The sequence below is a fragment of the Streptomyces nigrescens genome (assembly GCF_027626975.1).
Taxonomy (GTDB): Bacteria; Actinomycetota; Actinomycetes; order Streptomycetales; family Streptomycetaceae; genus Streptomyces; species Streptomyces nigrescens.
In genome coordinates this window covers 1,097,218-1,117,956 of sequence record NZ_CP114203.1, presented here as the reverse complement: position 1 = coordinate 1,117,956, position 20,739 = coordinate 1,097,218, and the positions used below count along the sequence as shown (strand labels likewise).

The 20,739-nt window shown below is 70.6% G+C and carries 21 protein-coding genes; 9 read left to right on the top strand and 12 right to left on the bottom strand.

Going from position 1 to position 20,739, the window contains the following annotated elements; genetic code table 11:
• Positions 1-59: 59 nt before the first annotated feature.
• Positions 60-920 carry a DUF4190 domain-containing protein gene (locus STRNI_RS05190; protein WP_018088694.1) on the bottom strand — a complete coding sequence of 287 codons (861 nt, stop codon included), beginning with the start codon at positions 918-920 and terminating at the stop codon, positions 60-62.
• 252 nt (positions 921-1,172) lie between these two features.
• Here STRNI_RS05190 and STRNI_RS05185 point away from each other — a divergent pair, with 252 nt between their 5' ends.
• Complete coding sequence (locus STRNI_RS05185) at positions 1,173-1,784, top strand: GOLPH3/VPS74 family protein (protein WP_159484640.1); 612 nt, start codon at positions 1,173-1,175, stop codon at positions 1,782-1,784.
• Positions 1,785-1,808: 24 nt separating this feature from the next.
• On the opposite strand, the gene STRNI_RS05180 is transcribed toward STRNI_RS05185, so the two are convergent.
• From STRNI_RS05180 to STRNI_RS05170, 3 genes are all read right to left on the bottom strand, one after another.
• Positions 1,809-3,221, bottom strand: a complete 1,413-nt coding sequence (locus STRNI_RS05180; RefSeq protein WP_093639362.1) for an amino acid permease — start codon at positions 3,219-3,221, stop codon at positions 1,809-1,811.
• 326 nt (positions 3,222-3,547) lie between these two features.
• Complete coding sequence (gene putP / locus STRNI_RS05175) at positions 3,548-5,050, bottom strand: sodium/proline symporter PutP (RefSeq protein ID WP_229837864.1); 1,503 nt, start codon at positions 5,048-5,050, stop codon at positions 3,548-3,550.
• 352 nt (positions 5,051-5,402) lie between these two features.
• A complete protein-coding gene (locus STRNI_RS05170; RefSeq protein ID WP_018088698.1) occupies positions 5,403-6,035 on the bottom strand; it encodes a class I SAM-dependent methyltransferase in 633 nt (210 codons plus the stop codon).
• A 255-nt stretch (positions 6,036-6,290) separates the two neighbouring features.
• On the opposite strand from STRNI_RS05170, the gene STRNI_RS05165 reads away from it, so the two are divergent.
• Positions 6,291-6,704: an Asp23/Gls24 family envelope stress response protein gene (locus tag STRNI_RS05165; RefSeq protein WP_018088699.1), complete on the top strand. Its 414-nt coding sequence runs from the start codon at positions 6,291-6,293 to the stop codon at positions 6,702-6,704.
• A 44-nt stretch (positions 6,705-6,748) separates the two neighbouring features.
• On the opposite strand, the gene STRNI_RS05160 is transcribed toward STRNI_RS05165, so the two are convergent.
• The 3 genes from STRNI_RS05160 to STRNI_RS05150 form a co-directional block, all read right to left on the bottom strand.
• Complete coding sequence (locus STRNI_RS05160; RefSeq protein WP_277410641.1) at positions 6,749-7,759, bottom strand: SMP-30/gluconolactonase/LRE family protein; 1,011 nt, start codon at positions 7,757-7,759, stop codon at positions 6,749-6,751.
• On the bottom strand, positions 7,756-8,400 hold the full coding sequence (locus STRNI_RS05155) for a diguanylate cyclase (RefSeq protein ID WP_277410640.1): 645 nt from the start codon (positions 8,398-8,400) through the stop codon (positions 7,756-7,758). Before STRNI_RS05155 ends, STRNI_RS05160 begins: the two co-directional genes overlap by 4 nt.
• A 126-nt stretch (positions 8,401-8,526) precedes the next feature.
• Positions 8,527-9,834, bottom strand: coding sequence for an NAD(P)/FAD-dependent oxidoreductase (locus STRNI_RS05150; protein WP_159488810.1), 1,308 nt, complete (start codon positions 9,832-9,834; stop codon positions 8,527-8,529).
• A 410-nt stretch (positions 9,835-10,244) separates the two neighbouring features.
• Here STRNI_RS05150 and STRNI_RS05145 point away from each other — a divergent pair, with 410 nt between their 5' ends.
• Positions 10,245-10,871: a DNA polymerase ligase N-terminal domain-containing protein gene (locus STRNI_RS05145; RefSeq protein ID WP_018088703.1), complete on the top strand. Its 627-nt coding sequence runs from the start codon at positions 10,245-10,247 to the stop codon at positions 10,869-10,871.
• Between the two features lie 14 nt (positions 10,872-10,885).
• On the top strand, positions 10,886-11,425 hold the full coding sequence (locus STRNI_RS05140) for a cysteine hydrolase family protein (RefSeq protein WP_266445148.1): 540 nt from the start codon (positions 10,886-10,888) through the stop codon (positions 11,423-11,425).
• A gap of 74 nt (positions 11,426-11,499) precedes the next feature.
• Here the strand turns inward: STRNI_RS05140 and STRNI_RS05135 are convergent, their stop codons facing one another.
• Complete coding sequence (locus STRNI_RS05135; RefSeq protein ID WP_018088705.1) at positions 11,500-11,979, bottom strand: DUF5709 domain-containing protein; 480 nt, start codon at positions 11,977-11,979, stop codon at positions 11,500-11,502.
• A 120-nt stretch (positions 11,980-12,099) separates the two neighbouring features.
• Positions 12,100-12,516, bottom strand: a complete 417-nt coding sequence (locus STRNI_RS05130) for a DUF2795 domain-containing protein (protein ID WP_018088706.1) — start codon at positions 12,514-12,516, stop codon at positions 12,100-12,102.
• 269 nt (positions 12,517-12,785) lie between these two features.
• Here STRNI_RS05130 and STRNI_RS05125 point away from each other — a divergent pair, with 269 nt between their 5' ends.
• Both STRNI_RS05125 and STRNI_RS05120 read left to right on the top strand, forming a co-directional pair.
• Complete coding sequence (locus tag STRNI_RS05125) at positions 12,786-13,925, top strand: baeRF2 domain-containing protein (protein WP_018088707.1); 1,140 nt, start codon at positions 12,786-12,788, stop codon at positions 13,923-13,925.
• A gap of 103 nt (positions 13,926-14,028) precedes the next feature.
• A complete protein-coding gene (locus STRNI_RS05120) occupies positions 14,029-14,157 on the top strand; it encodes an LPFR motif small protein (RefSeq protein ID WP_018088708.1) in 129 nt (42 codons plus the stop codon).
• Positions 14,158-14,287: 130 nt separating this feature from the next.
• On the opposite strand, the gene uriT is transcribed toward STRNI_RS05120, so the two are convergent.
• The gene (gene uriT, locus STRNI_RS05115; protein WP_277410639.1) at positions 14,288-15,745 is read right to left on the bottom strand and encodes a uridine transporter UriT; all 1,458 of its coding nucleotides are present in this window, start codon (positions 15,743-15,745) and stop codon (positions 14,288-14,290) included.
• Positions 15,742-16,689 (bottom strand): uridine-preferring nucleoside hydrolase UriH, encoded by a 948-nt coding sequence (uriH, locus tag STRNI_RS05110; RefSeq protein WP_159484630.1) that lies wholly within the window; start codon positions 16,687-16,689, stop codon positions 15,742-15,744. Before uriH ends, uriT begins: the two co-directional genes overlap by 4 nt.
• Before the next feature lie 346 nt (positions 16,690-17,035).
• On the opposite strand from uriH, the gene STRNI_RS05105 reads away from it, so the two are divergent.
• From STRNI_RS05105 to STRNI_RS05095, 3 genes are all read left to right on the top strand, one after another.
• Positions 17,036-18,058, top strand: a complete 1,023-nt coding sequence (locus STRNI_RS05105) for a LacI family DNA-binding transcriptional regulator (protein WP_159484628.1) — start codon at positions 17,036-17,038, stop codon at positions 18,056-18,058.
• Positions 18,059-18,427: 369 nt separating this feature from the next.
• Positions 18,428-18,946 (top strand): lytic polysaccharide monooxygenase auxiliary activity family 9 protein, encoded by a 519-nt coding sequence (locus STRNI_RS05100; protein WP_093639336.1) that lies wholly within the window; start codon positions 18,428-18,430, stop codon positions 18,944-18,946.
• A gap of 205 nt (positions 18,947-19,151) precedes the next feature.
• Positions 19,152-20,099 (top strand): hypothetical protein, encoded by a 948-nt coding sequence (locus tag STRNI_RS05095; protein WP_018088713.1) that lies wholly within the window; start codon positions 19,152-19,154, stop codon positions 20,097-20,099.
• Between the two features lie 166 nt (positions 20,100-20,265).
• On the opposite strand, the gene STRNI_RS05090 is transcribed toward STRNI_RS05095, so the two are convergent.
• On the bottom strand, positions 20,266-20,694 hold the full coding sequence (locus STRNI_RS05090; protein ID WP_018088714.1) for a DUF779 domain-containing protein: 429 nt from the start codon (positions 20,692-20,694) through the stop codon (positions 20,266-20,268).
• Between the last annotated feature and the right edge of the window lie 45 nt (positions 20,695-20,739).

Genomic DNA, 20,739 nt, shown 5'->3' with positions numbered 1-20,739 from the left:
TCACCGGGCCGCGGTGGCTTCGAGTTGCCCCATCAGTGAGTGAGTGGGGAGATGCCCCATCAGCGGGTGGGGCCGCTCCAGTAGGCGTCGTCCCACCGCATGGCGTCGGGGCTGAACTCGACCTCGATCCGGTCGGCGGCATCGGGCGGCAGCGAGAAGGCGTACTTCCCGACGGCTTCCTTGCCGGGGAGGACGTAGCCGGTGATGACCTTCTGCCGCCCGCTTCCGTCGATCACCAGCTCCGTCGAGGCTCCGTTCGCGTCGCTGACTTCGGGCAGTCCGGTGTCCACCTTGACGCGCTCGGTGCCGGTGTTGACCACCTTGACCGTCACCTGGACCGCCTTGTTGCCCTTGGCGTGACCGAGGACGTAGTCGTCCGGGGTGAACGGCTCCGGCTTGGTGACCGTGACCTTGAGTCCGTCCTCGAAGGTGTAGGACTCGCCGAAGGACAGGTGCCGGGCCTTTTCCGACGCCGACGCGGAGGCCTTCACCTCTTTGACCTTGCTGCGTGCGCTGTCGGTGACCTTTTTGACCACGGTGACGGTGAAGATGCCGCCACCGGCAGCGGCCAGCAGGCCGACCCCGCCCAGGATCACGCCGGTCAGTGCCATCCCCTTGTTCGTCGCCCGGCCCGTGCGCGCGTGGCTCAGCCCGACGAAGCCGAAAATCACGGCCAGCAGGGCCGGCAGCCAGGACATCCAGAACAAGATGATGAGCAGGCCGAGGACGATGCCGACGATGCCGAGTACCAGGGCGGTGATACCCATGCCGTTGCGCGCCTGCGACGCCGGTATGGGGGCCATCGGATACGGCTCCCAGCGGGCCGGGGGCGGTCCGGGCGGCGGCGGGCTCCACGGGTTGTGGTCGTCCGGCGTCCGGTCACCGGGCTGCTTGCCGTCGGGGGGAGTGGGCACGGTCATGCACAGTCCTCGAAGTAGATGAACTGACGAGATTAGCAGTCGCTTTGCTCACTCATTACGGAATTTCGGACAGGTCCGGACAGGCCTGGCACCTGTAGTCGCTCACATGCCGTCAGTCCCGTCAGACCCTTCACCGGGCGTCATCCGACGGCCACGGTCGAGGCCGCCTGTTCCAGGAGCAGCGGACAGCTGGGCCGGCCGGCGGGCGATCAGCCGTCCGAAGCGCGACCATGGGACGGAGAGGAGCCCTCCATGACCACACCGCGGGACCTGCTGATCGTTGCCATGGACGTGGAGTCCGGCCGCCCTCTTGAGCGGGGTGACCTGTCACTCGCGCTTGCGGGAGCCGAACTGATCGATCTTCTCGGCGCCCGGGCCGTGCGGCTGGACGGCGATCAGATCGTGCCGGGTTACCGGCCGACGATTCCGGACCGCCTGTTGGACCAAGCCGCTTCGTCGCTCGTCCAGCAGACGCCGTACGAGTCGGTCGACGACTGGCTGTGGCGCAGGGGCGAGGGCCTGGCGGCGGCCTATCTGGCCGCCCTTGAGGACGACGGGCAGGTCACTCGGGAACACCGCCGCTGGCGGCCCTTCCGGACCGGTCGGACGGTGCTGGCAGATTCCCCCGCCCGCCGTCAGGCCGAGGACCGCTGGACCTCGCAGGAGGCCGTCCTCACCACCCTCGCGTCAGCCGCCGGGATCAACGGCACACGCACCGGAGACGAGCCGGGCGTGACCGACGACGCGGTGTCCACCGTGCTCGTCGCCGTCCACGACGCCGTCAGGGAGCTGGAGGCCGAACGGCAGCGCCGCTCCCTCGAGAAGGCGGCCTTCGACAACATCTGGCGAGGGAACGGCGACTGAGCGTCCCGGTGCGGTGTACCGCGCTCAGGCGCTTTCGGCGGCCTGCCGGTCGCGGCGCTGCTTGAGGTGGCCGGCGCCGGCCAGTACCGCCACCACGACGGCCGTGCCGATGAGCTGATGACGGCCGTCCGCGTTGGCGGCCATGACGGCGAAGACACCGAGGATGCCGGCGAGGGTGAGCCAGGTCAGATAGGGGAAGCCCCACATCCGCACCGAGAGCAGCTCGGGGGACTCGCGCTCCAGCCGGCGGCGCATCTTCAGCTGGGTGAGGCAGACGATGGACCAGACGACCAGCACCGAGCAGCCGGCGATGTTCAGCAGCCAGGCGAACACGGTGGTCGGCCAGACGATTCCGGCGATCACGGCCGCGAAGCCGAACACACAGGACGCCAGCACCGCCGCGGCCGGCACGCCCCTGGTGACCTTGCCCAGGAAGCGCGGCCCCTGGCCCCGGCTGACGAGGGAGTACGCCATGCGCGAGGAGCCGTAGATGTTGGCGTTCATCGCGGAGAGCAGGGCCACCAGCACCACGATCTGCATGATCGTGCCGGCTGCCGGGATTCCGAGCTGGTCGAGCACGGTGACGTACGGGCCGTCCGTGGCGACCTTGGGGTCGTTCCACGGCACCAGTGTGACGACCACGGCCATGGAGCCGATGTAGAAGACGGCGATGCGCCAGACAGCGGTGCGGACGGCGCGGGCCACGTTCCGGCTCGGATTGTCGGACTCCGCGGCCGCGATGGTGACGGTCTCCAGGCCGGCGAACCCGGAGATGGTGGTCAGCAGCCCCGCGGCGAGTCCGGCGACGCCGGTCGGGAAGAAGCCGCCGTGGCCGGTCAGATGACTCGTTCCGGGCGCGCTGCCGAACACTCCGAGAATGCCGAGCAGGCCCAGCACCAGGAACGCGACGATCGCGGCGACCTTGACCGCGGAGAACCAGAACTCGAACTCGCCGAAGTTCTTGACCGCGGTCAGATTGCTGGCGCAGAAGAACACCATGAAGATCGCCACCCAGCCGTAGGCGGGGATGAACGACACCCACGAGTGCATGATCGTGCCCGCCGCGGTCGCCTCGGCGGCCACACCGGCGCAGAGCATCAGCCAGTACATCCAGCCCGAGGTGGTCCCTGCCCAGGAGCCGATCTCCTCCTCGGCGTGCACCGAGAACGAGCCGGTGGACGGCCGGGCCGCGGACATCTCGCCGAGCATCCGCATGATCAGCATGACCAGTGCGCCGGTACCCATGAAGAGGAGGACGATGGCCGGTCCGGCCGCGGCGATACCGACCCCGGAGCCTACGAAGAGCCCCGCGCCGATGACCCCGCCGAGGGCGATCATCGACAGATGGCGCTGCTTGAGGCCGTGCGACAACACGGACTCGGAGTTCTGCCCGGCGTCCGGGGAGTCCTGGGGTGACCGGGTGATTGTCCGACTCATGGTCGTGCCTGTTCATTGGGTGTGACGTTCGGTGAGCCTGACGAGTGTGAGGGGACGTGTTGCGCTACGGAGTGAACGCCCGCTATTCGGACGGTTTACTTACGCGGGGTGAATGCTTCGGCACGCGGTGAAGTGGGACCTTTCGGTGATCGGTCCCCGCAAGGGGGCGTAACGACCGCATGTGGAGCGCGAGTTGCGCGGATCAGGCGCTGTTGCCGGGCCGTCCGCAGCCACTTCCGTGCCGCTCACCGTCCGTAGCTGACCGGGCGGCCCCGAACGCGGTACTTCGGTCGGGTAGTTCGCGCGTTCGCGAGGAAACGCTGACCTCAGCCGACCGGCACCGTCGTGGCGGGCTTGCGCTCCATGGGGCCCGCCCAGGTGCGGCGCGGCGGGAGGCCGACGAACTTGCCGAAGAGCAGCGCCGCCGCGGTGGCCGCGAGGACCCCCGGCACCATCTCGTAGATGCCGGACTGCAGCGGCCCGAGGAGCGGGTCGATGTGCTTCCAGAGGACGACGGTGGCCGCCCCCGTCACGATGCCGGCCATCGCCCCGGCCCGGGTCATGCGCGGCCAGTAGAGCGACAGCAGGATCACCGGGCCGAAGGCCGCACCGAAGCCCGCCCAGGCGTACGCGACGATGTCCAGCACGGCGCCGCCGCTGAGTGCGATGACGTAGGCCACCAGGGCGACCACGACCACCGTTGCGCGCGCCGCCAGCACCATGGTCGCGTCCGAGGCCTGCCGCTTGACGAACGCCCGGTAGAAGTCCTCGGTGAGGGCCATCGCCGACACCAGCAGCTGGCTGTCCGCGGTGGACTTGATCGCGGCCAGCACGCCGACCAGCAGGATGCCGGCGACCCAGGGATTGACCAACTGGGCGCAGAGCGCGATGAAGACGGTCTCCGGGTTCTCCAGCGTCTGGTCGAGCGCGGCGATCCCCACCAGTCCCACGAGCGAAGCGCCCGCCAGGCAGACGACCACCCAGCTCACGCCGATCCGGCGGGCCCGGGGAATCTCGCGGGTGCTTCGGATGCTCATGAAGCGGGCCAGGATGTGGGGCTGGCCGAAGTAGCCAAGTCCCCAGGCGAGCAGGGAGATCACCGCCACCGCGCCGAGCGGCCCGCCGGACGTCCACCGGCTGCCGTCGAAGCCGGCCTCCGCCCTCATGTCCAACAGGGCCGGGCTCTCGCGTGTGAGCGCACCGTGCAGCGCGCCGAACCCGCCCAGCATCGCGATGCCGATCGCCGGGAGGGCCACGGCCGCGCAGAACATCACCGTGGCCTGTATCGAGTGCGTGACACTCACCGCGCGGAAGCCGCCCAGGACGGTGTAGACGACGATCACCACGGCGAAGACGGTGAGCGCGAACTCGAAGCCGCCTCCGAAGATCCCCTCGAACAGCACGCCCCCGGCCAGGAGTCCGCTCGCCACATAGACGGTGAAGAACACGACGGTGACGGTCGCCGAGACCAGGCGCAGCATTCTGCTGCCGTCCTCGAACCGCTCCTCCAGATACGCCGAGAGCGTCTTGGCGTCGCCGGCCAGCTCGGTGTAGGTACGCAGCCGCGGTGCGACCAGAAGCCAGTTGAGATAGGTGCCGATGGCCAGGCCGACGGCGATCCATGAGGCGCCGATGCCGGCCGCGTACACGGCGCCGGGCAGCCCCAGGAACAGCCAGCCGGACATGTCACTGGCGCCCGCGGACAGCGCCGCCAGTGGTGCCCGCAGCCGGCGCCCGCCCAGTGCGAAATCGGAGAACGTCACGGTGTCCTGATACGTCCAGATGCCCACGGCCACCATGGCGAGCAGGAATATCCCGAATGTGATCATGACGGGTACGATCAGGGGTGTCACCACTGCTCCCTAGCTGCTGGCACTGCCATCGAAGGCACGGGCCCCCGGGGAGATCTCACGAGGAGATCCCGGGGCGAGAAGGCTCCGGCGCGAGCAGACGATACGGATCCGCCACCGGGAGCGGCACCCTTTTGACAGATGTCCTTGGCGACCGCAAGCTCCCCCCGGCCCCCGGTCCCCGCGGGCCCGGGACGGGGCCGGGCCAGGACCATATCGCGGTGCCCGGCCCCTGATATGGGGCAACCCCCCTTCCTTGTACGGGACTTGGAGGTTCCGGGTGGGGTTGGGGGGGTGCTCCGGCCATGGGGGCCGGGGGGCGCGGCGGGCGTCAGGCGGTCCGGCGGCGGAGCTTCACGGTGTTGTCGGTGCGGGGGTCCGGCTTTCCGTCGTGGCCGGTCCGGAAGCTCGGGTGTTCCTCGCAGCGCAGCAGGTCCCACTGTCCGTCGGGGAGGCCGAGTGCCCCGACGACTTCGTCCGGAGTGGGGAGCGGTACCTCGGAGTCGGGTTCCCAGGCGGGGATTCCCGCATGGCCGACGATGAGCAGCACCCCGCCGGGCGCGACGGCGCCGGCGGCCTTCCGCAGGATGTCCTCGCGGGGCATATCGCTGTGGGAATGCAGGAATTGGGCCGTGACGAGATCGAAGGTACCGGCGGGGAACGCGGTACCGAGATCGCAGTGCTGCCAGGTGATGCGGTCGGCGACGGCTGTCGCCGCCGCGTGCCCGGCCGCCCGGTCGAGGGCGACACGGGAGATGTCGACGGCGGTGACCTCCCACCCCCGCTCGGCGAGCCAGAGCGCGTCCGCTCCTTCCCCGCAGCCCAGGTCCAGTGCCCTGCCCGGGGTGAGGTCGCCGGCCTCCCGGACCAGGGCGGCATTGGGGCGGCCGCTCCAGATCCGGTCGCTCTCCGCGTAGCGGGCGTCCCAGAATTCCTGGTCCGGGACGGTGACGTCATGGGTCATGGGTGTCCTCCTCGGTCCGTGCGCAAGGGTCAGGTGCGGTACCGCCGTTTCCGTGCCGTACCGCCCTTGCCGGGATGTTCCGCCGGACCGTCGGTATTGACAACGTTCCTTGCCGTATCGGCAAAGGAGGGAGGGTGGCGGGCCGGGCGCCCGCAGCCGCCGCGGCCCGTTTCGGGAGGCAGCGTCACCCGTACGGCCATAGCGTGAAGAGAGGGCCGAAGACTTCCCCTCGATGGAGTACTGGGGTGATGAGCAATGACCGAGTTCGCAGAGCGCGGGTCGCGGAACACCGGGGAGCTGGGGCGGACGACCATCGCCGACGGTGTGGTCGCGAAGATCGCCTTTTTGGCGGCCGGTGATGTGGAAGGAGTTCATGCCCTGGGCAGCGGACTCTCGCGGTCGGTGGGAGCCCTGCGCAAACGCGTACCCGGGGGAGGTACGTCCACCACGCACGGCGTCAAGGTCGAAGTCGGTGAGAAACAGGCGGCGGTGGACCTGGACGTCGTCGTCGAGTACGGCGAGGTCATCCCCGAGGTGGGGAAGGCGGTGCGGGAGAACGTGATTTCCGCGGTGGAGCGGATGACCGGCCTCGAAGTCGTGGAAGTCAACATCGCGGTCAGCGATGTGCGGCTGCCCGACGAGGAGGAAGAGCCGGAGCGGGTGCGGTAGCGGCCCGGCCGGTCCGCGGCGGCGGGCGCCGAGCGCGCAGCGGGTCAGTGCGCGGACGCCGTGCCGTCCGCGCCGGGGAGGGCGCAGACGGCGATACCGCGTTCCGCGACGCTGCCCATGGCCAGCAGACGCTCCGTCCGGCAGACACTGGTGACCATCCGGTACGGAGACCGCACGGCACGCAGATCGCGGACCGTTCCGCCGTCGGGACGGACCACCAGCACCCGCGCCGTGGGATGCGGCGGCAGCGAGAGCCGCAGCCGCTTCGAGACCTCCCAGGCCGCCCGCCGGACCCCGCGCGGCATGCCGTGCAGCAACTCCACACCGGCGGCCGGTGGCCGTGCCAGGGCGACCCAGAACTCCCCCTCGGGACCGCGGGAGATGTTGTCGGGGTAGCCGGGCAGATCGGCGGCCAGGGTGTCGGCGGTCCCGGCGCGGGGGCCGGTGAGCCGGTAGCGGCTGAGGCGGCGGGCCCCGGTCTCGGCCACGACCAGGAAGGACTCGTCCGGAGCCAGGGCCACGCCATTGGCGAACTGCAGCCCCTCCAGAAGGACTTCGGGGGCCCTGTCGGGCCGCAGGCGCAGCAGCTGCCCGGTTCCGGTGTGCTCCAGGAAGTCGCCCAGCCACTCGTCGAGGCCGTAGCGACGGCTGGAGACGGTGAAGTAGACCGTGCCGTCCACCGCGGCGGTGACATTGCTGCAGAACCGCAGGGGCGCGCCGTCCACCTCGTCGGCGAGCACACGGACGGTCCCGTGCCGCGGGTCGATACGCAGCAGACCGCGCCGGGCGTCACAGACCAGCAGCCCGCCGCCCGGGAGGGGCTGCAGGCCGAGCGGTCTGCCACCGGTGTGTGCCACCGCCGTTGCGCGGCCCGCCGCGTCCGGCGCCGGCAGGCGCAGCCGCCAGATCGTGCCGTCCGCGGCGCCCGCGAACAGGTTGCCGTCCGCGTCGGCCACCACGTCCTCGGGGCCCTCGATCTCGGGCGCGACGATACGGAGCGCCGGCAACGCCTGCGGCCCGGCCCGTCCGGCGCGCTCCGTGAGCTGGCCGCTCACAGCGTCCCGCGGCGCCGGGCCGCCTTGACGCACCGGGTCATCTCCTCGGCGTACGGCAGCGCCACGCACACACTGAGACCGAGTCCGATGCCGGCCAAATAGCGGGCGGGCAACGGGTTTTCCTTGGGCAGCAGCTTCCAGTCGTCGGCGCCGCGGTCGCCCCGAAGTGTGCCGCGGACCTGGTCGGCGTGCAGACAGGCGAGGAATGCCAGCGCCGTGAGCGGCAGGACCTCCAGGAAGCTGTGGATGTGCTGCTCCATGGGACGGACTTCCCGCTCGGTCGTCGCCAGGTTCACGTCCCACAGCGCGGTCGCGCCGTGCGCCAGGGCCGCACCGCCCATGACGGTCAGCACCAGCGGATTGACCTTGGCCAGCAGTCCCATGGCGACCGGCACCCCGGCCTCCGCCATCATCAGCGCATGCACCGCCGATTCCCGGACTCCGCTGGTCTCCTCGATCCGGGTACGCCGGTGCATGATCCAGTCCGCCACCGAAGGGACGAACCAGAGTGGCATGACGCCGTACATCAGAAACCGCCGGCTGGTGTCCTCGGCGTCCAGCGGGCCGCGGGGGACGGTGCGGTCGGCGGGCCGGCGCCAATTCCGCCATGCGCGGGCGACCGGGCTACGGTGCAGGTCCATCTCGCCTCCGGAATCCTGTGGTCGACGGCTTGCGGACACTGCCCGTACACGCCGCACGGATCGTTCACCGGCAAGCCAAGCAGACCCCTCCGCATTCGGCATCCGCGGAACACCCGCCCCCGGCCCTCACGCCCGTTCCGGCCTGCCGCCCGCCACCCGGGCCACTTCGGGGGTCTCGGTGTCCAGCGGCACCGACCAGGAGCGGACCAGGCCCAGCTGGACGGCCTGGCGCGGCAGCACCGCGTCCAGGAACCAGTCGGCGGCCACCCGGATACGGTTGCCCGGCATCGCCATGAGGTGGTAACCGCGGGTGACCGCACCGGCGAGCGGGCCGGACAGCGGGATGTGCAGCGGGTTCGCCGCGGCCTGGATTCCGCCCAGGTCCACCATGAAGCCCAGGTCATGGTGCTCGTAGGCGCGCGGGGTGCCCTGCCCGCAGGACGCCGCCACATTGCGCGCCGCGACCTTGCCCTGCCGCTGGGCGTGCTGGGCGGTCATCGGCGTCGTCTCGCCGGGGCGGGTCAGATCGGGAACGGCCGCGGCGTCACCGCAGGCGAACACCTCGGGCCGGCCGGGCACTCCCAGGAACTTGTCGACGCACAGCCGCCCCTTGTCGGTGGGCAGCCCCAGTGAGGAGACCAGCGGGTCGGGCCGTACGCCCACACACCAGATCAGGGAGCGGCTGCTGACGAACTCGCCGTCGTCGAGCAGGACCCCGTCCATGGTCGCTTCCTTGACGGAGGTGCGGGTGCGGATCTCGACGCCGCGGGCGCGCAGCACCCGGTCGGCGGTGCGCGACAGCCGCTCGTCGAGCTCGGGCAGCAGCCGGTCGGCGATGTCCAGCAGCAGCCAGCGGGGGCGTGGGCCGTCCCGCAGTGCGGTGTTCTGCCGGACCAGGGAGTCGGTGAAGCGCGCGCCCTGGGCGGTGACTTCGGTACCGGTGTAGCCGGCGCCCACGACGACGAAGGTGGTCCTGGCGGCCCGTTCGGCCGGGTCCTCGGCCGCACCGGCCAGTTCCATCTGACGGGTGATGTGGTCGCGGAGGTACAGCGCTTCGGGCATCCCGCGGAAGCCGTGGGCATGCTCGGCGACGCCGGGGACGGGAAGCAGTTTGTTGACGCTGCCGACGGTCAGCACCAGCCGGTCGTAGGTCAGCGAGCCGTCCCGGTCCTCGGGGTCGGTGTAGTCCACCCGACGGGCATCGAAGTCCACGTCATGGACCTCTCCGAGGACGAGCCGGACGCCCGGCAGGGTCCCCGTGAGGGATACCGAGATCCGGCGGGGCTCCAGAATCCCGGCCGCCACTTCCGGCAGCAGCGGCACATACAGAAAGTAGTCATTGGGGTTGATGAGCACGATCTCGGCGGCCCCCTTGGCCTGCCGGGAGAGCGTGCGGGCACATTCGTAACCGGCGAAGCCGGCTCCGACGATCACGATCCGAGGACGACGGCGGTTCACGGGGACTCCTGCCTGTCGAGGATGGTGCTCGGGCGCCGGGCCTGACGGGGCACAGTGGGGTTCGGGCCGACGGCCGGCGCGGGCACACCGTGGTGCCCTGTCGGCTAACCGGAGTGCGGCCGGGTACACATGGGTCCCCTCTCATTCTGAAAGCCCGGCCCCTTGGCGGCACGCTGAGGGAGCACCGTGCAGGCCGGGCCCCGCGCGGAGGCGAGGCCGCCGCGAAGACACCGAAGCGGGTGCGGGCCGAGCCGGTGAGCAGCGCCGGACCGGCTATACCGCACGGCGGCCCGCCCGACCCGGTGGTCACGTCCGCACATGCGTCGCCGGCCGCCCCGCGTGACAGTGAGAGATGCGGCCATCGGCACGAAGGGCAGGCGGGGCACATGGGCGCCAAGGACGGACTGACGGCATACCGCGGCAAACGGCACTTCGACCGGACGCGCGAGCCACCGGGCGCCCCGGCGGGCGCCGGGGACACTTCCTCCTTCGTCGTCCAGATCCACGACGCGAGCACCCTGCACTTCGACTTCCGGCTGGAGGTCGACGGGGTGCTGAAGTCCTGGTCCGTGCCCAAGGGCCCGTCGGCCGACCCGCACGACAAGCGGCTGGCGATGCCCACCGAGGACCATCCACTGGAGTACCGGGAATTCGAGGGCGTCATCCCGGAGGGGGAGTACGGCGCGGGCACCGTGATCGTCTGGGACCAGGGCAGCTACCGCCCGCTGCCCCGGAAGAAGAAGGGCCGCGCCCTGTCGTTCCGCCAGGCGCTGGAGGACGGCCATGTCTCCTTCTGGCTCGACGGCAGCAAGCTCCACGGCGGCTATGCGCTCACCCGGTTCCGCACCGGCGAGGGCCCCGGGAAGCGGGAGTCCTGGCTGCTGGTCAAGGAGCACGACGACCGGGCCGGGCGGCGCGGTACACCGGACGCCCGGCGGGCCCGCTCCGTACGCAGCGGTCGCACCCTGAAGCGGGTGGCCGCCGAGGAGGGCACCGGGCGGGGCGGCGGCTGACCGGGGACCGTGCCATGGCCGCGAAGGCGCTCATTGTGATCGACATGCTCAATGCCTATGAGCACGAGGACGCGGAACGTCTCCTGCCCTCGGTGCGGCAGGTCCTGCCGCATATCACCGAGCTGATCGAACGGGCCCGAAAGAACGAAGTCGAGGTCATCTACGTCAATGACAATTTCGGCCTGTGGCGGTCGCACCACGACGAACTTCTGGACACGGTGCTCAGCGGCCCGCACGCCGATCTGGTGGAACCGGTCCGGCCGGACGGAAAATCGCTGTTCGTGGTGAAGGCGCGGCACTCGGCCTTCTTTGAAACGCCGCTGGAATATCTGCTGCGGCAGCACGGTATCGACACGATCGTGCTCTGTGGCCAGGTCACCGAACAATGCGTGCTCTATTCGGCGCTCGATGCCCATATCCGGCATATTCAGGTCATCGTCGCCGAGGACGCCTGTGCGCATATCCACCAGGATCTCGCCGACGCCGCGCTGCGCATGATGGAGCGCAATATGCAGGCCCGGATCGTGCGCTCGGCGGATGCCGATGTGTTCTGAGGGAACGCGGTGAACCGGGGAGACCGCGGGCCCCCGGGACCCGGAGCGAGCGGGCGGGACGGTGGCGACAGGGTCTAGACCTCCCCCTCTCCGTCCCCCGCATTGTCCCGGGCGATATGCACCGCCGCCTCCTCCGCCGACGCGGCGCCGCCGTCGATCCCGACGTCCCGGGCGGCGATGTCATTGCTGCCACCGCGCCAGAACCCCTCGTCGGAGCCCACGAGCCGGCCGGCGCGCTCTTCGCCGCATTCGAGGTCCGTCGGTTCCCCCACCCCGTCCGGAAGATCGCCGATCCCGTCGCCGTCGGGAGCGCAGACGTCCGGCACTTCCACCGACAGCCGGTGTTCGAGCGATTCGCGGTCGTGCAGCTCCCGCGCGGTGGTCCCCTCGTGGTTCACCACGAAAGGTCTCTCGGGTGGCGAATAGCCCGTGTCCAGCGTCTCGTCGAGGCCCGGCTCGTCGAGGGCGTCCTCCATGTCGAGGTCGTTGGGGTTGTCCTGGGGATCGGATCTGGGCGGCTGGTAGACCTCGTCGCCCATCGCGTCGTCGGACATGACCGCCCTCCCTCTTCCCGTCCATTCGCCCGGCCGCGGGGTGCGGCAGGTGCGTCTACGCCAATTGTCCGCCACCTGGTGGCTCCCGGCAGCGCCAGGAACGGGCGGACCGGCCCGGCCTCAGGCGCGCCGGTGTTCCGTCGCGATCCCGACGGCCTCGGCGATGCTCTGCACATTGCCGAACCGCTCGTGTGCGGGCAGCCGCTCGGCCATGGAGACCAGCCGGTCCGGTGCGTTGTTGCGCCGAAGGGTCTCGATGATCGCGTTCTTGTCGGCCGGGTACAGGCTCCGCCCGAGGTGCTGGGCGAGTTCGGAGCGCAGCCCGACGTCCTGCTCGGTCATCCCGCTCGGTGTGCCGCCCCGGAAGTCACTCTCGGGGGACCAGGCCGCCACCGGCTGGTCCTCGCCCGCCGGCTGGAGTTCATGCTCCTCATCCGTCCGCAGGGAGCGCTCCGCCGTCAATTGCCCCCGCAGTTGCTTCTTCATCACGTCGTCCCGGGCGGGGCCGGTCTTGTCCGTTCCGTGTTCCATGACCATGGGTGCCTCCGGCTCCACGAGTCATACAGACCCGTCGCGTTACTCCCAGTTTCCCTGGTCCCCCAGCCCTAACAACCCGGCGGCGCTGTTTCAACCATGCACACGGAAATCGCGCGGACGGGCACGGAACGTGACCGCAGATGCATATGCCCTTGATGCATACGCCTTTCGGGAACGGGAATTCGTAAGGCAGCCCACCACACACCGACGACAGCCCACCGCACAACAGGAGAAACCGCGGAATCCGAGGAAGCCAAGGAGGCAGCGCCATGCGACTCTCGCTCCTGAAACCGGTCATCGACCGGCCGGGCCCCTGGGCATCCGTCTATGCCGATATCTCGCACCACACCGAGGACGCCGAAAAACAGCAAGAGTTGACGGCGAGTGCCACCACGGCGCAGTTGTTCGCGCTCGGCGCGGACGAGGCCACCTGCGGTGCGGTGCACGAAGCGCTGCTCACGCGGCACGAAGGAGATCCCGGGGAGCACTCCGGGCGGGTGCTGTTCGCCGCCCACGGGGTGATCGTGCTGGACACCCCGCTCCCCGGGCCCCCGGCCACCCCGTTCGCGGCCTGGGGGCCGGTGCCCCGGGTCACTCCCCTCCTGGCCGCGGTCGGCGACGACCCGGTCTGCCTCGTGGTCCGTCTGGACCGGACGGGAGCGGACTTCGCCGTACTCGGCCACCGGGGCACCGAGGACGCCGGTCAGGTCAGCGGCGCCGACTGGCCCCTCCACCGCACCGCCTCGGGCGACTGGTCCGAAGGGCACTTCCGCGCCAAGGTGGAGAACACCTGGGAACACAACGCGGGAGAGATCGCCGATGCGGTGCACAAGGCGTTCGAGGAGTGTGGCGCCGAGGCCGTCATCCTGATCGGCGACGCCCGCGAACGCCACCTGGTGCACGACAAGCTGCCCGAACCGCTGCGCGCCCTCACGTATGAGAGCGAACACGGCGGGCGGGCGCCCGGCGCCGAGAGTACGCTGGTGGACCGGGACATCGCCCAGGTGAGGGCAGTTCAGGAGCGTGAGCACATCGCGCAGGTGACGGACCGCTTCCGCACCGGTGCGGGGCCGGGAGGCAAGAGCGCCCCGCACGCCGCGGCCGGCATCCCCGCCCTGGTCGAGGCGGCCCGGGAACACCGGATCGACACCTTGTTGGTCAGCCCGCACGGCTCGGACATCGCCCGGCAGGTCTGGGTGGGCTCCGAAGTCGATCAACTCGGGGTACGGGGAACGGAGTTGCCGTACCTCGGTGAGACACGTCCGGCAGCCGCACGGGCGGATGACGCACTGGTGCGGTCGGCGGCCGCGAGCGGCGCCGACATCGTGGTGGTCCGTGACCCGGAGCGGGCACCGTCCGGCGGGCTCGGCGCCATCCTGCGCTGGACGGACGAAGCGACACCCGAGTGACCTGCCGCCCCGGCAGGCGCTCCTGACCATGTGACCCGGACATCGACCGGCCAACGGCGACACGTGAGGTGTGCGGCCGGACGGCCATGACGGAGGCTCATTCATGTTGCGAGCGATCGCAGATGTTCTCAGGCAGATCGGCGGTGCCCTCGCCACCGTCGTCACCCTGCCGTTCCGGGCCGTGGCCCGGCTCTTCGGCGGGGCTTCGGACACCGCGCGCGGACACCACTGACGGCGGAAAGCGGACACCACTGACGTCGGAAACCAGGACGCCGCACACCGCAGACGACGCACACCGCGACGGAACCGCCCGCCGCCCGGGAAATCCGGTCGGCGGGCGGTCCGTTGTCTCCGGCGCTGCCTCAGCTCTGTGCTTCGGCCGCCACCGGCTTCGGGATCAGGAAAGACGTCGCAATGGCCGCGGCCAGGATGACCACGCCCGCGATCATGCCGGCGGTGTAGCCGCCGGACGACGCCGGGTCCGTCGGTGACGCGGCGGTCTTGACCGCGTACAGGAGCGCAAAGCTGAGTCCCGCGCCGAGGTTGAAGGCGCCCGCGTTCAGACCGGGCAGGAAGCCCGGGTTCTCGCTGGGGGACAGGACGATGCCCAGCCCGTTGAGGACGATGTTCGCCACGCCCGCGTAGGCGATGCCCACCAGGATGGACGTCACCAGCAGCAGGAGCTGAGACTGGCTGTGCATCGTGAACAGCATCAGGGCGACCGTCGCCACCGAACCGACCAGGCCGAACCGCAGGATGCGGCCGTAGCCGAAGGTCGCGGCGAGGCGGCCGGCCAGCGGGCCCATGGCCAGTCCGGCGAGCGCGTACGGCGACAGCGTCCACCACGCGGACTGCTCGGCGCTCATCCCGAGACCGGCCTGGGCGTCCTGGGCGAACGCCGGGATCAGCCCGTTCATGACGGCGAACACCCCGGTCATGGTGAGCACGGTGGTCAGCAGGGTCGCCCAGGTCGCACGCTGCTTGAGGTGCCGGGTGGCGACCAGCGGGTGCGCGCTGCGGTTCTCGGTCCGCCAGAACAGGGCGAAGGCGGCCGCGGCCAGCACGAGGAGCACGGCGATCAGCGGCCAGTCGGCGGCGGCCAGCTTGCCAGCCTCGTTGAGTGCGATCAGCAGTGAGCCGACCGAGACCACGAGCAGCGCGACTCCGGGCCAGTCCATCCGGGTCGCGGCGGGCGCCTTCGACTCGGGGGTCAGGGTGGCGACCAGGACGGTGGCCAGGGCGGCGACGACCGCCATCGCCCAGAACACCGACTGGAAGCCATGGCTGTCGGCCAGGTAACCGCCCGCGAGCGAGTCGACACCGGCGATCCCGCCGTTGACGGCGGTGATCACGCCGAGCAGGGTGCCGTACCGCTTCGGCTCCTGCACCTCCACCCGCAGCATGATCAGACACAGCGGGACGACCGGACCGCAGACCCCCTGGATGATGCGGCCGGCGAACAGCATCGGCACGCTGGTCGCCAGCGCGGCGACGACACAGCCGACGACCATCAGGGCGAGCATCCCGGCCAGCACCCGGCGGCGCCCGATGACATCGCCCAGCCGCGGGAGGAAGAGCGAGAACAGCGCCGCCGAGGTGAAGAACGCGGTCTGGGTGAGACCGATCTCCGCGGAGCTGGCCCCGAGGGTGTCCTCGATGTTCTTCAGCGCGGGGCTGAGCATGCTGGCGTTGAGCTGGAAGGCGAAACAGGCCGCGAGCAGCGCGGTGACCAGCACGCCGATGCGGACTCCGGACCCGCCGCCGGTCCCCTCGGCGGGGCGCTCTCCGGTGGCGGTGCTCGTCTCGGTGGGAGTGTTCATGCCTCGATGTCGCCGATCCGCTCGAGCGCGTCCACGACGAGGTTCCAGAACCGCTCGTGGTCGAGCGTGACCGCGACCTGGGTGGTGCAGTCGTCCGGGGCGGGCGCACGGAAGTCCGTGACGGTCATGCCGACCGTCAGCGCGCCGCGCAGCTCGATGTCGACGGGGGCCTTGCGTACGGTCATGACGTCCGGGTCGATGACATACGCGACCGCGCACGGGTCGTGCACCGGCGGGTGGTCGAAGCCCTGGTTCTCGCGGTAGGCCTCGCGGAAGAAGTCCAGCAGCTCACCGACGAACTTGGCGGGGCGGGTGCCGACCGCGGCGATCTTCGCATCGACCTCGGGGGTCGCCAGCGCCTGGTGCGTCAGATCGAGGCCGACCATGGTGACCGGCCAGCGCTCGTTGAAGACGATGTGCGCGGCCTCGGGGTCGATGATGATGTTGAACTCGGCGACCGCGCTCCAGTTGCCCTCGTGGTAGCCGCCGCCCATCAGGACGACCTCACGGACCCGCTCCGCGAGCCGCGGCTCCTTGCGCACGGCCAGCGCGATGTTCGTCAGACCCGCGGTCGGGACGATGGTGATCTCGCCCGGCTCGTGGGACATCACCGTGTCGATGATCAGGTCCACCGCGTGCCGGCGGTCCAGCTCGATGGCCGGCTCGGGCAGCTCCGGGCCGTCGAGGCCGGTCTCGCCGTGGATGTCCGGCGCCGTCTCGATGGCCCGGACCAGCGGACGCGGGCAGCCGGCGGCAAAGGGCACACCCGTGATCCCGGCGATCCGCGCCACGGACAGGGCGTTGCGGGTCACCTTCTCCAGCGTCTGGTTCCCGACCACGGTCGTCACGGCGACCAGCTCGACATCGGGGTTGCCATGTGCCAGGAGCATGGCGATCGCATCGTCATGCCCCGGGTCGCAGTCGAGGATGATCTTTCTGGCCAACGGAAGAGCCCCTTTGCTCTGCTGCTCGGAAATGTGGTGCGGAAGCGGTGGTGGGTGCGGGCCGGTATGGGCTCCGGCGCACCGCGCGCCCGGCGGTCACCCATGGCGAGCCCGGGCGGGGAGTCAGCGACGAGCGAGCAGCATGGGAAAACGTTCTCCGGAAACTTGACCCATGGACCTGCCGGTTGTCAACGGTTCAATCTCTCGCCTACCGGGTGTTATCGGGACGAAGGGCGACCTGTGTGACGGAGAGATCCACCTCTCACGGGACAACGTTTGCCAGGCCCGCAAGGGGGCGTATGCTCCCTCCGGTTCGGGCGGACCGAGCGAAGGGAGCCGGGAGACGGTGGCCGAAGTCACGCTGAAGGACGTTGCGCTGGCGTCGGGCTGCTCCATTGCCACGGTCTCCCGCGTACTGGCCGGCACCCGTCCGGTCGGCGTCGAGACCGCCCGCACGGTACGCGAGGCGGCCGAGCGGCTGGGCTACCGGCCCAACCAGGTGGCCCGCGCCCTGCGCAGCCGCTCCACCGGGACCGTCGGTCTCGTCCTGCCGCAGATCACCAACCCGTTCTTCCCCTCCCTCGTCCGGGAGCTGGAGCATGCGCTGCACGCCGAGGGGCGGGCCGTGCTGCTCGCCGACTGCGATGACGACCCGGCGACGGAGGCGGCCCGGATCAGCGCGTTCCTGGGGCGGCAGGTCGACGCGCTGCTGCTGATACCCGTCGATGAGCGGCGCAGCCGGGAGGCGGTGGCGAGTGCGGCCGCGCAGGTGCCGCTGGTGCTGCTCGACCGCGGCTGCGGCCCCGGCGTCGCGGACTCCGTCGCCGTCGACAACGCGGCCGGTATGGCCCTCGTACTCGATCATCTGGCCGCCACCGGCCGCCGCCGCCCCTGCTTCGTGGGTGCCGCCGGGACCGCGTCGGCGGCGGTCGAGCGGCGCGCGGCGTACGAGGCGGGAGTCGCGGCGCTGGACCCCACGGCCCCCGGGCGCATCGAACTCGGCGACTTCTCGGTGGAGTGGGGACGCGCCGCCGTCGACCGCATCTGGCCGTCCCGGCCGGACGCCCTGATCTGCGCCAACGACCTCATTGCCGCCGGTGCGCTGCAACGTCTGCGGCAGCTCGGTGCGGACGTACCGGGCGAGGTCGCCGTCACCGGCTTTGACGACATCCCGCTCGCCGGTCTCGCCGACCCGGCACTGACCACCGTCCGCCAGCCGGTCGGCGAACTGGCCGCCGAGGCCGCCCGCCTGCTGACCCACCGGCCGTCCGCCGGAGCGCCCGGACCACGGCGCACGGTCCGCCTCGCACCACAGCTGGTCGTACGGGCCTCCAGCGCGCCCGTCGTCGGCGCCCCCTCGGCTCACTGACTCACCGGGCGCCCGCGCCCGGGACGGGCGTATCGCGGCAGCTGCGAGCGGACGGCTGTTCCCGTTCCTCCGAGATCCTGATGGAGCGTCAATAATGACGTGAATTAGGGGAGTTGAGGTCCCCAAGACTCAGGTGCGCGCACGGCTGCCGCACTGCTCACGCCCGTCGCGGGAATGCCATGCCAACGCCCCGCACCTCTTGACCGTACGCGGTCAGCGAGTAAAGTCTAGACCAATCGGTGTGCACCCTCGCGTCATCCACCCCCCTCAACGAGGCTTCCCCCAGGCGGACGTACGGCGCCGCGGCGGCGTCGGGTCCCCCTGTTTTCGCGTGACGGCCTCGCTCTCCCCCTCCGCGAAAGGGTTGACATGCACAAGAAGAGAAAACTCGCCCTCGCCCTCGGTGCCGGAATCGCCCCGCTGCTCGTCGTCACCCTGCCGGTCGGCCCGGCGAGCGCACACGGCTATGTGTCCTCGCCGCCCAGCCGGCAGGCGCAGTGTGCCGCCGGCACCATCGACTGCGGTCCGATCAAGTGGGAGCCGCAGAGCGTCGAGGGCCCCAAGGGGCTGACCAGCTGTAGCGGCGGCAACAGCCGGTTCGCCGAACTCGACGACGACAGCAAGGGCTGGAAGGTCACCCCGGTCGGCAGCTCCCAGACCTTCAACTGGCGCCTGACCGCCCGTCATTCCACCAGCACCTGGCAGTACTTCGTCGGCGGGAAGAAGGTCGCCGAGTTCAACGACGGCGGTGCGCAGCCGCCGGCGACGGTCTCGCACACCGTCAACTTCGGCGGCATCACCGGCAAGCAGAAGATCCTCGCGGTCTGGAACATCGCCGACACCGCGAATGCCTTCTACGCCTGTATCGACGTCACGATCGGCGGCTGAGGGCTGCCCCGTCCCCTCTCGACCCTCCCTCATCCCTCCCTCATCCCTCCCTCATCCCCCTTCATCCCTTCCGTCCCCGCCGCCCCGTCTCCCCGCGCCGGTCACCTCCGTGAGCGGCGGCAAACAGGGCGACGGGGCCGGCCACGCACCCGTTACGATCGGCCCATTCATGGCCGTTGTTCGTGGCCGCTGCCGGGAGGAAGAGATGGGCCTGTTCCGCCGAGGACCGAAGCGGGATTCCCGCGACCTGGCACGTGACGGGGAGTTCAGCTTCTTCTCCGAGCGCGAGGGCGGTGTCTTCAGATCACAGGTCCGGCAGGCCTTCGCGGAAAAGGGGCTCGAAGTCACCGCGTACGCGGGCGTGGTCACCGACTCCGCGGGCCGGCAGTTCGGCCTCGGCAACCTCGCCGCGGTGTGCCACCGCGACCGGCGCGGTGAGCGCAGCTGGCCCGCGCTGATCCGGGATCACGTCGGCAAGGTGCTCCGTACGATGGACGGCCCGCAGCCGCTGGAGATCCTCAGCGAGGACGAGATCCGGGCCTGTCTGTACCCCCGTGTGGTCGCCCAGGAGACGCTGCCCGCCTCGGATTCCTTCCGCTACGGCCGCGCGCCGGCGCCGGGGCTGCGGGAAGTGCTCGCCCTCGATCTGCCCGAGGCGGTGCAGATGCTCAGCGAGGACTCCCTGACCGATCTCGGGGACGTGGCCGAGCTGCGGATCCGGGCGATGAACAATCTGCGGGCGCTGCCGGTCGAAGGGCACGAAACGGTGCGGCGCGGCGACGGCTCGGCGTTCGAGGTGCTGCTCGGCGACTCGTTCTTCACCGCGAGCCGGGTGCTGGTACTGGACGAGCTGGTGCAGCGGCTCATGGGCACCGAGCTCACACCGGACGGTGCGCTGGTCGCCCTGCCCTTCCGGCACCAGCTGGCGTTCCACCGTATCCACGACGCCCAGGTCATCCCGGCGCTGCAGGCCATGGCGCAGTTCGCGGCGGCCGGCCACGAGGACGCGGCGGGCGCCATCAGCCCCAGGGTGTTCTGGTGGCGCCGGGGCGTGATGACCCCGCTGAGCGAGCCGGACGGTGACGGGCTGCGCGTGGTGGCGGACGCGGACTTCCAGGAGATGCTGGAACGGCTGGTGCAGGGCGAGGCCTGAACGGCGCGGCGGACCGGAATTGTGCCCGCCCGCACAAGATTTCTTGCGAAATTCCGCCCGCGAGGGAACCTGAACCGCCGCCCACCCGTTTTCCATAGTGAGGCCCCACGCTCTCCCCCGTGCGTGGGGCCTCACTATGTTGGCTCAGTCGCCTGCTCGCGCCGCTTCAGCCGCCGAGACCCGCGCGTTCCTCCTCGGTGAACAGCCGTGAGCGGATCAGGAAGCGCACCCCCTCCGGCGCCTCCAGCGAGAATCCACTGCCCCGCCCCGGTACGACGTCCACCGTCAGATGCGTGTGCTGCCAGCGCTGGAACTGGTCCGCCGACATCCAGAAGCCCACCGGCTCCCGTACGCCCTCCACGTCCAGCCGGGCCAGCAGCACATCCGACGATCCCGTACGGAAGTCCCCTGCCGGGTAGCACATGGGGGCGCTGCCGTCGCAGCAGCCGCCGGACTGGTGGAACATCAGCGGGCCGTGCTGCTCCCGCAGCAGACGCAGCAGTTCGGTCGCCGCCGCGGTGAGCGCGATACGCGCCACGCCCTCCGGGGACGCGGTCTCCGGAGCGGCCGTCTCCCACCCGTCGCCGCCGCCCATCAGAAGCGGCCCGGCTTCTTCGCGGAGCGGCTGACCGGCAGGTTC

What these genes read in the sequence shown, in the direction of transcription:
- STRNI_RS05190 (WP_018088694.1), bottom strand. Translation starts at nt 920, where the DNA reads ATGACCGTGCCCACTCCCCCCGACGGCAAGCAGCCCGGTGACCGGACG.
- STRNI_RS05185 (WP_159484640.1), top strand. Translation starts at nt 1,173, where the DNA reads ATGACCACACCGCGGGACCTGCTGATCGTTGCCATGGACGTGGAGTCC.
- STRNI_RS05180 (WP_093639362.1), bottom strand. Translation starts at nt 3,221, where the DNA reads ATGAGTCGGACAATCACCCGGTCACCCCAGGACTCCCCGGACGCCGGG.
- putP (WP_229837864.1), bottom strand. Translation starts at nt 5,050, where the DNA reads ATGATCACATTCGGGATATTCCTGCTCGCCATGGTGGCCGTGGGCATC.
- STRNI_RS05170 (WP_018088698.1), bottom strand. Translation starts at nt 6,035, where the DNA reads ATGACCCATGACGTCACCGTCCCGGACCAGGAATTCTGGGACGCCCGC.
- STRNI_RS05165 (WP_018088699.1), top strand. Translation starts at nt 6,291, where the DNA reads ATGACCGAGTTCGCAGAGCGCGGGTCGCGGAACACCGGGGAGCTGGGG.
- STRNI_RS05155 (WP_277410640.1), bottom strand. Translation starts at nt 8,400, where the DNA reads ATGGACCTGCACCGTAGCCCGGTCGCCCGCGCATGGCGGAATTGGCGC.
- STRNI_RS05145 (WP_018088703.1), top strand. Translation starts at nt 10,245, where the DNA reads ATGGGCGCCAAGGACGGACTGACGGCATACCGCGGCAAACGGCACTTC.
- STRNI_RS05140 (WP_266445148.1), top strand. Translation starts at nt 10,886, where the DNA reads ATGGCCGCGAAGGCGCTCATTGTGATCGACATGCTCAATGCCTATGAG.
- STRNI_RS05135 (WP_018088705.1), bottom strand. Translation starts at nt 11,979, where the DNA reads ATGTCCGACGACGCGATGGGCGACGAGGTCTACCAGCCGCCCAGATCC.
- STRNI_RS05130 (WP_018088706.1), bottom strand. Translation starts at nt 12,516, where the DNA reads ATGGTCATGGAACACGGAACGGACAAGACCGGCCCCGCCCGGGACGAC.
- STRNI_RS05125 (WP_018088707.1), top strand. Translation starts at nt 12,786, where the DNA reads ATGCGACTCTCGCTCCTGAAACCGGTCATCGACCGGCCGGGCCCCTGG.
- STRNI_RS05120 (WP_018088708.1), top strand. Translation starts at nt 14,029, where the DNA reads ATGTTGCGAGCGATCGCAGATGTTCTCAGGCAGATCGGCGGTGCCCTC.
- uriT (WP_277410639.1), bottom strand. Translation starts at nt 15,745, where the DNA reads ATGAACACTCCCACCGAGACGAGCACCGCCACCGGAGAGCGCCCCGCC.
- STRNI_RS05100 (WP_093639336.1), top strand. Translation starts at nt 18,428, where the DNA reads ATGCACAAGAAGAGAAAACTCGCCCTCGCCCTCGGTGCCGGAATCGCC.
- STRNI_RS05095 (WP_018088713.1), top strand. Translation starts at nt 19,152, where the DNA reads ATGGGCCTGTTCCGCCGAGGACCGAAGCGGGATTCCCGCGACCTGGCA.
- STRNI_RS05090 (WP_018088714.1), bottom strand. Translation starts at nt 20,694, where the DNA reads ATGGGCGGCGGCGACGGGTGGGAGACGGCCGCTCCGGAGACCGCGTCC.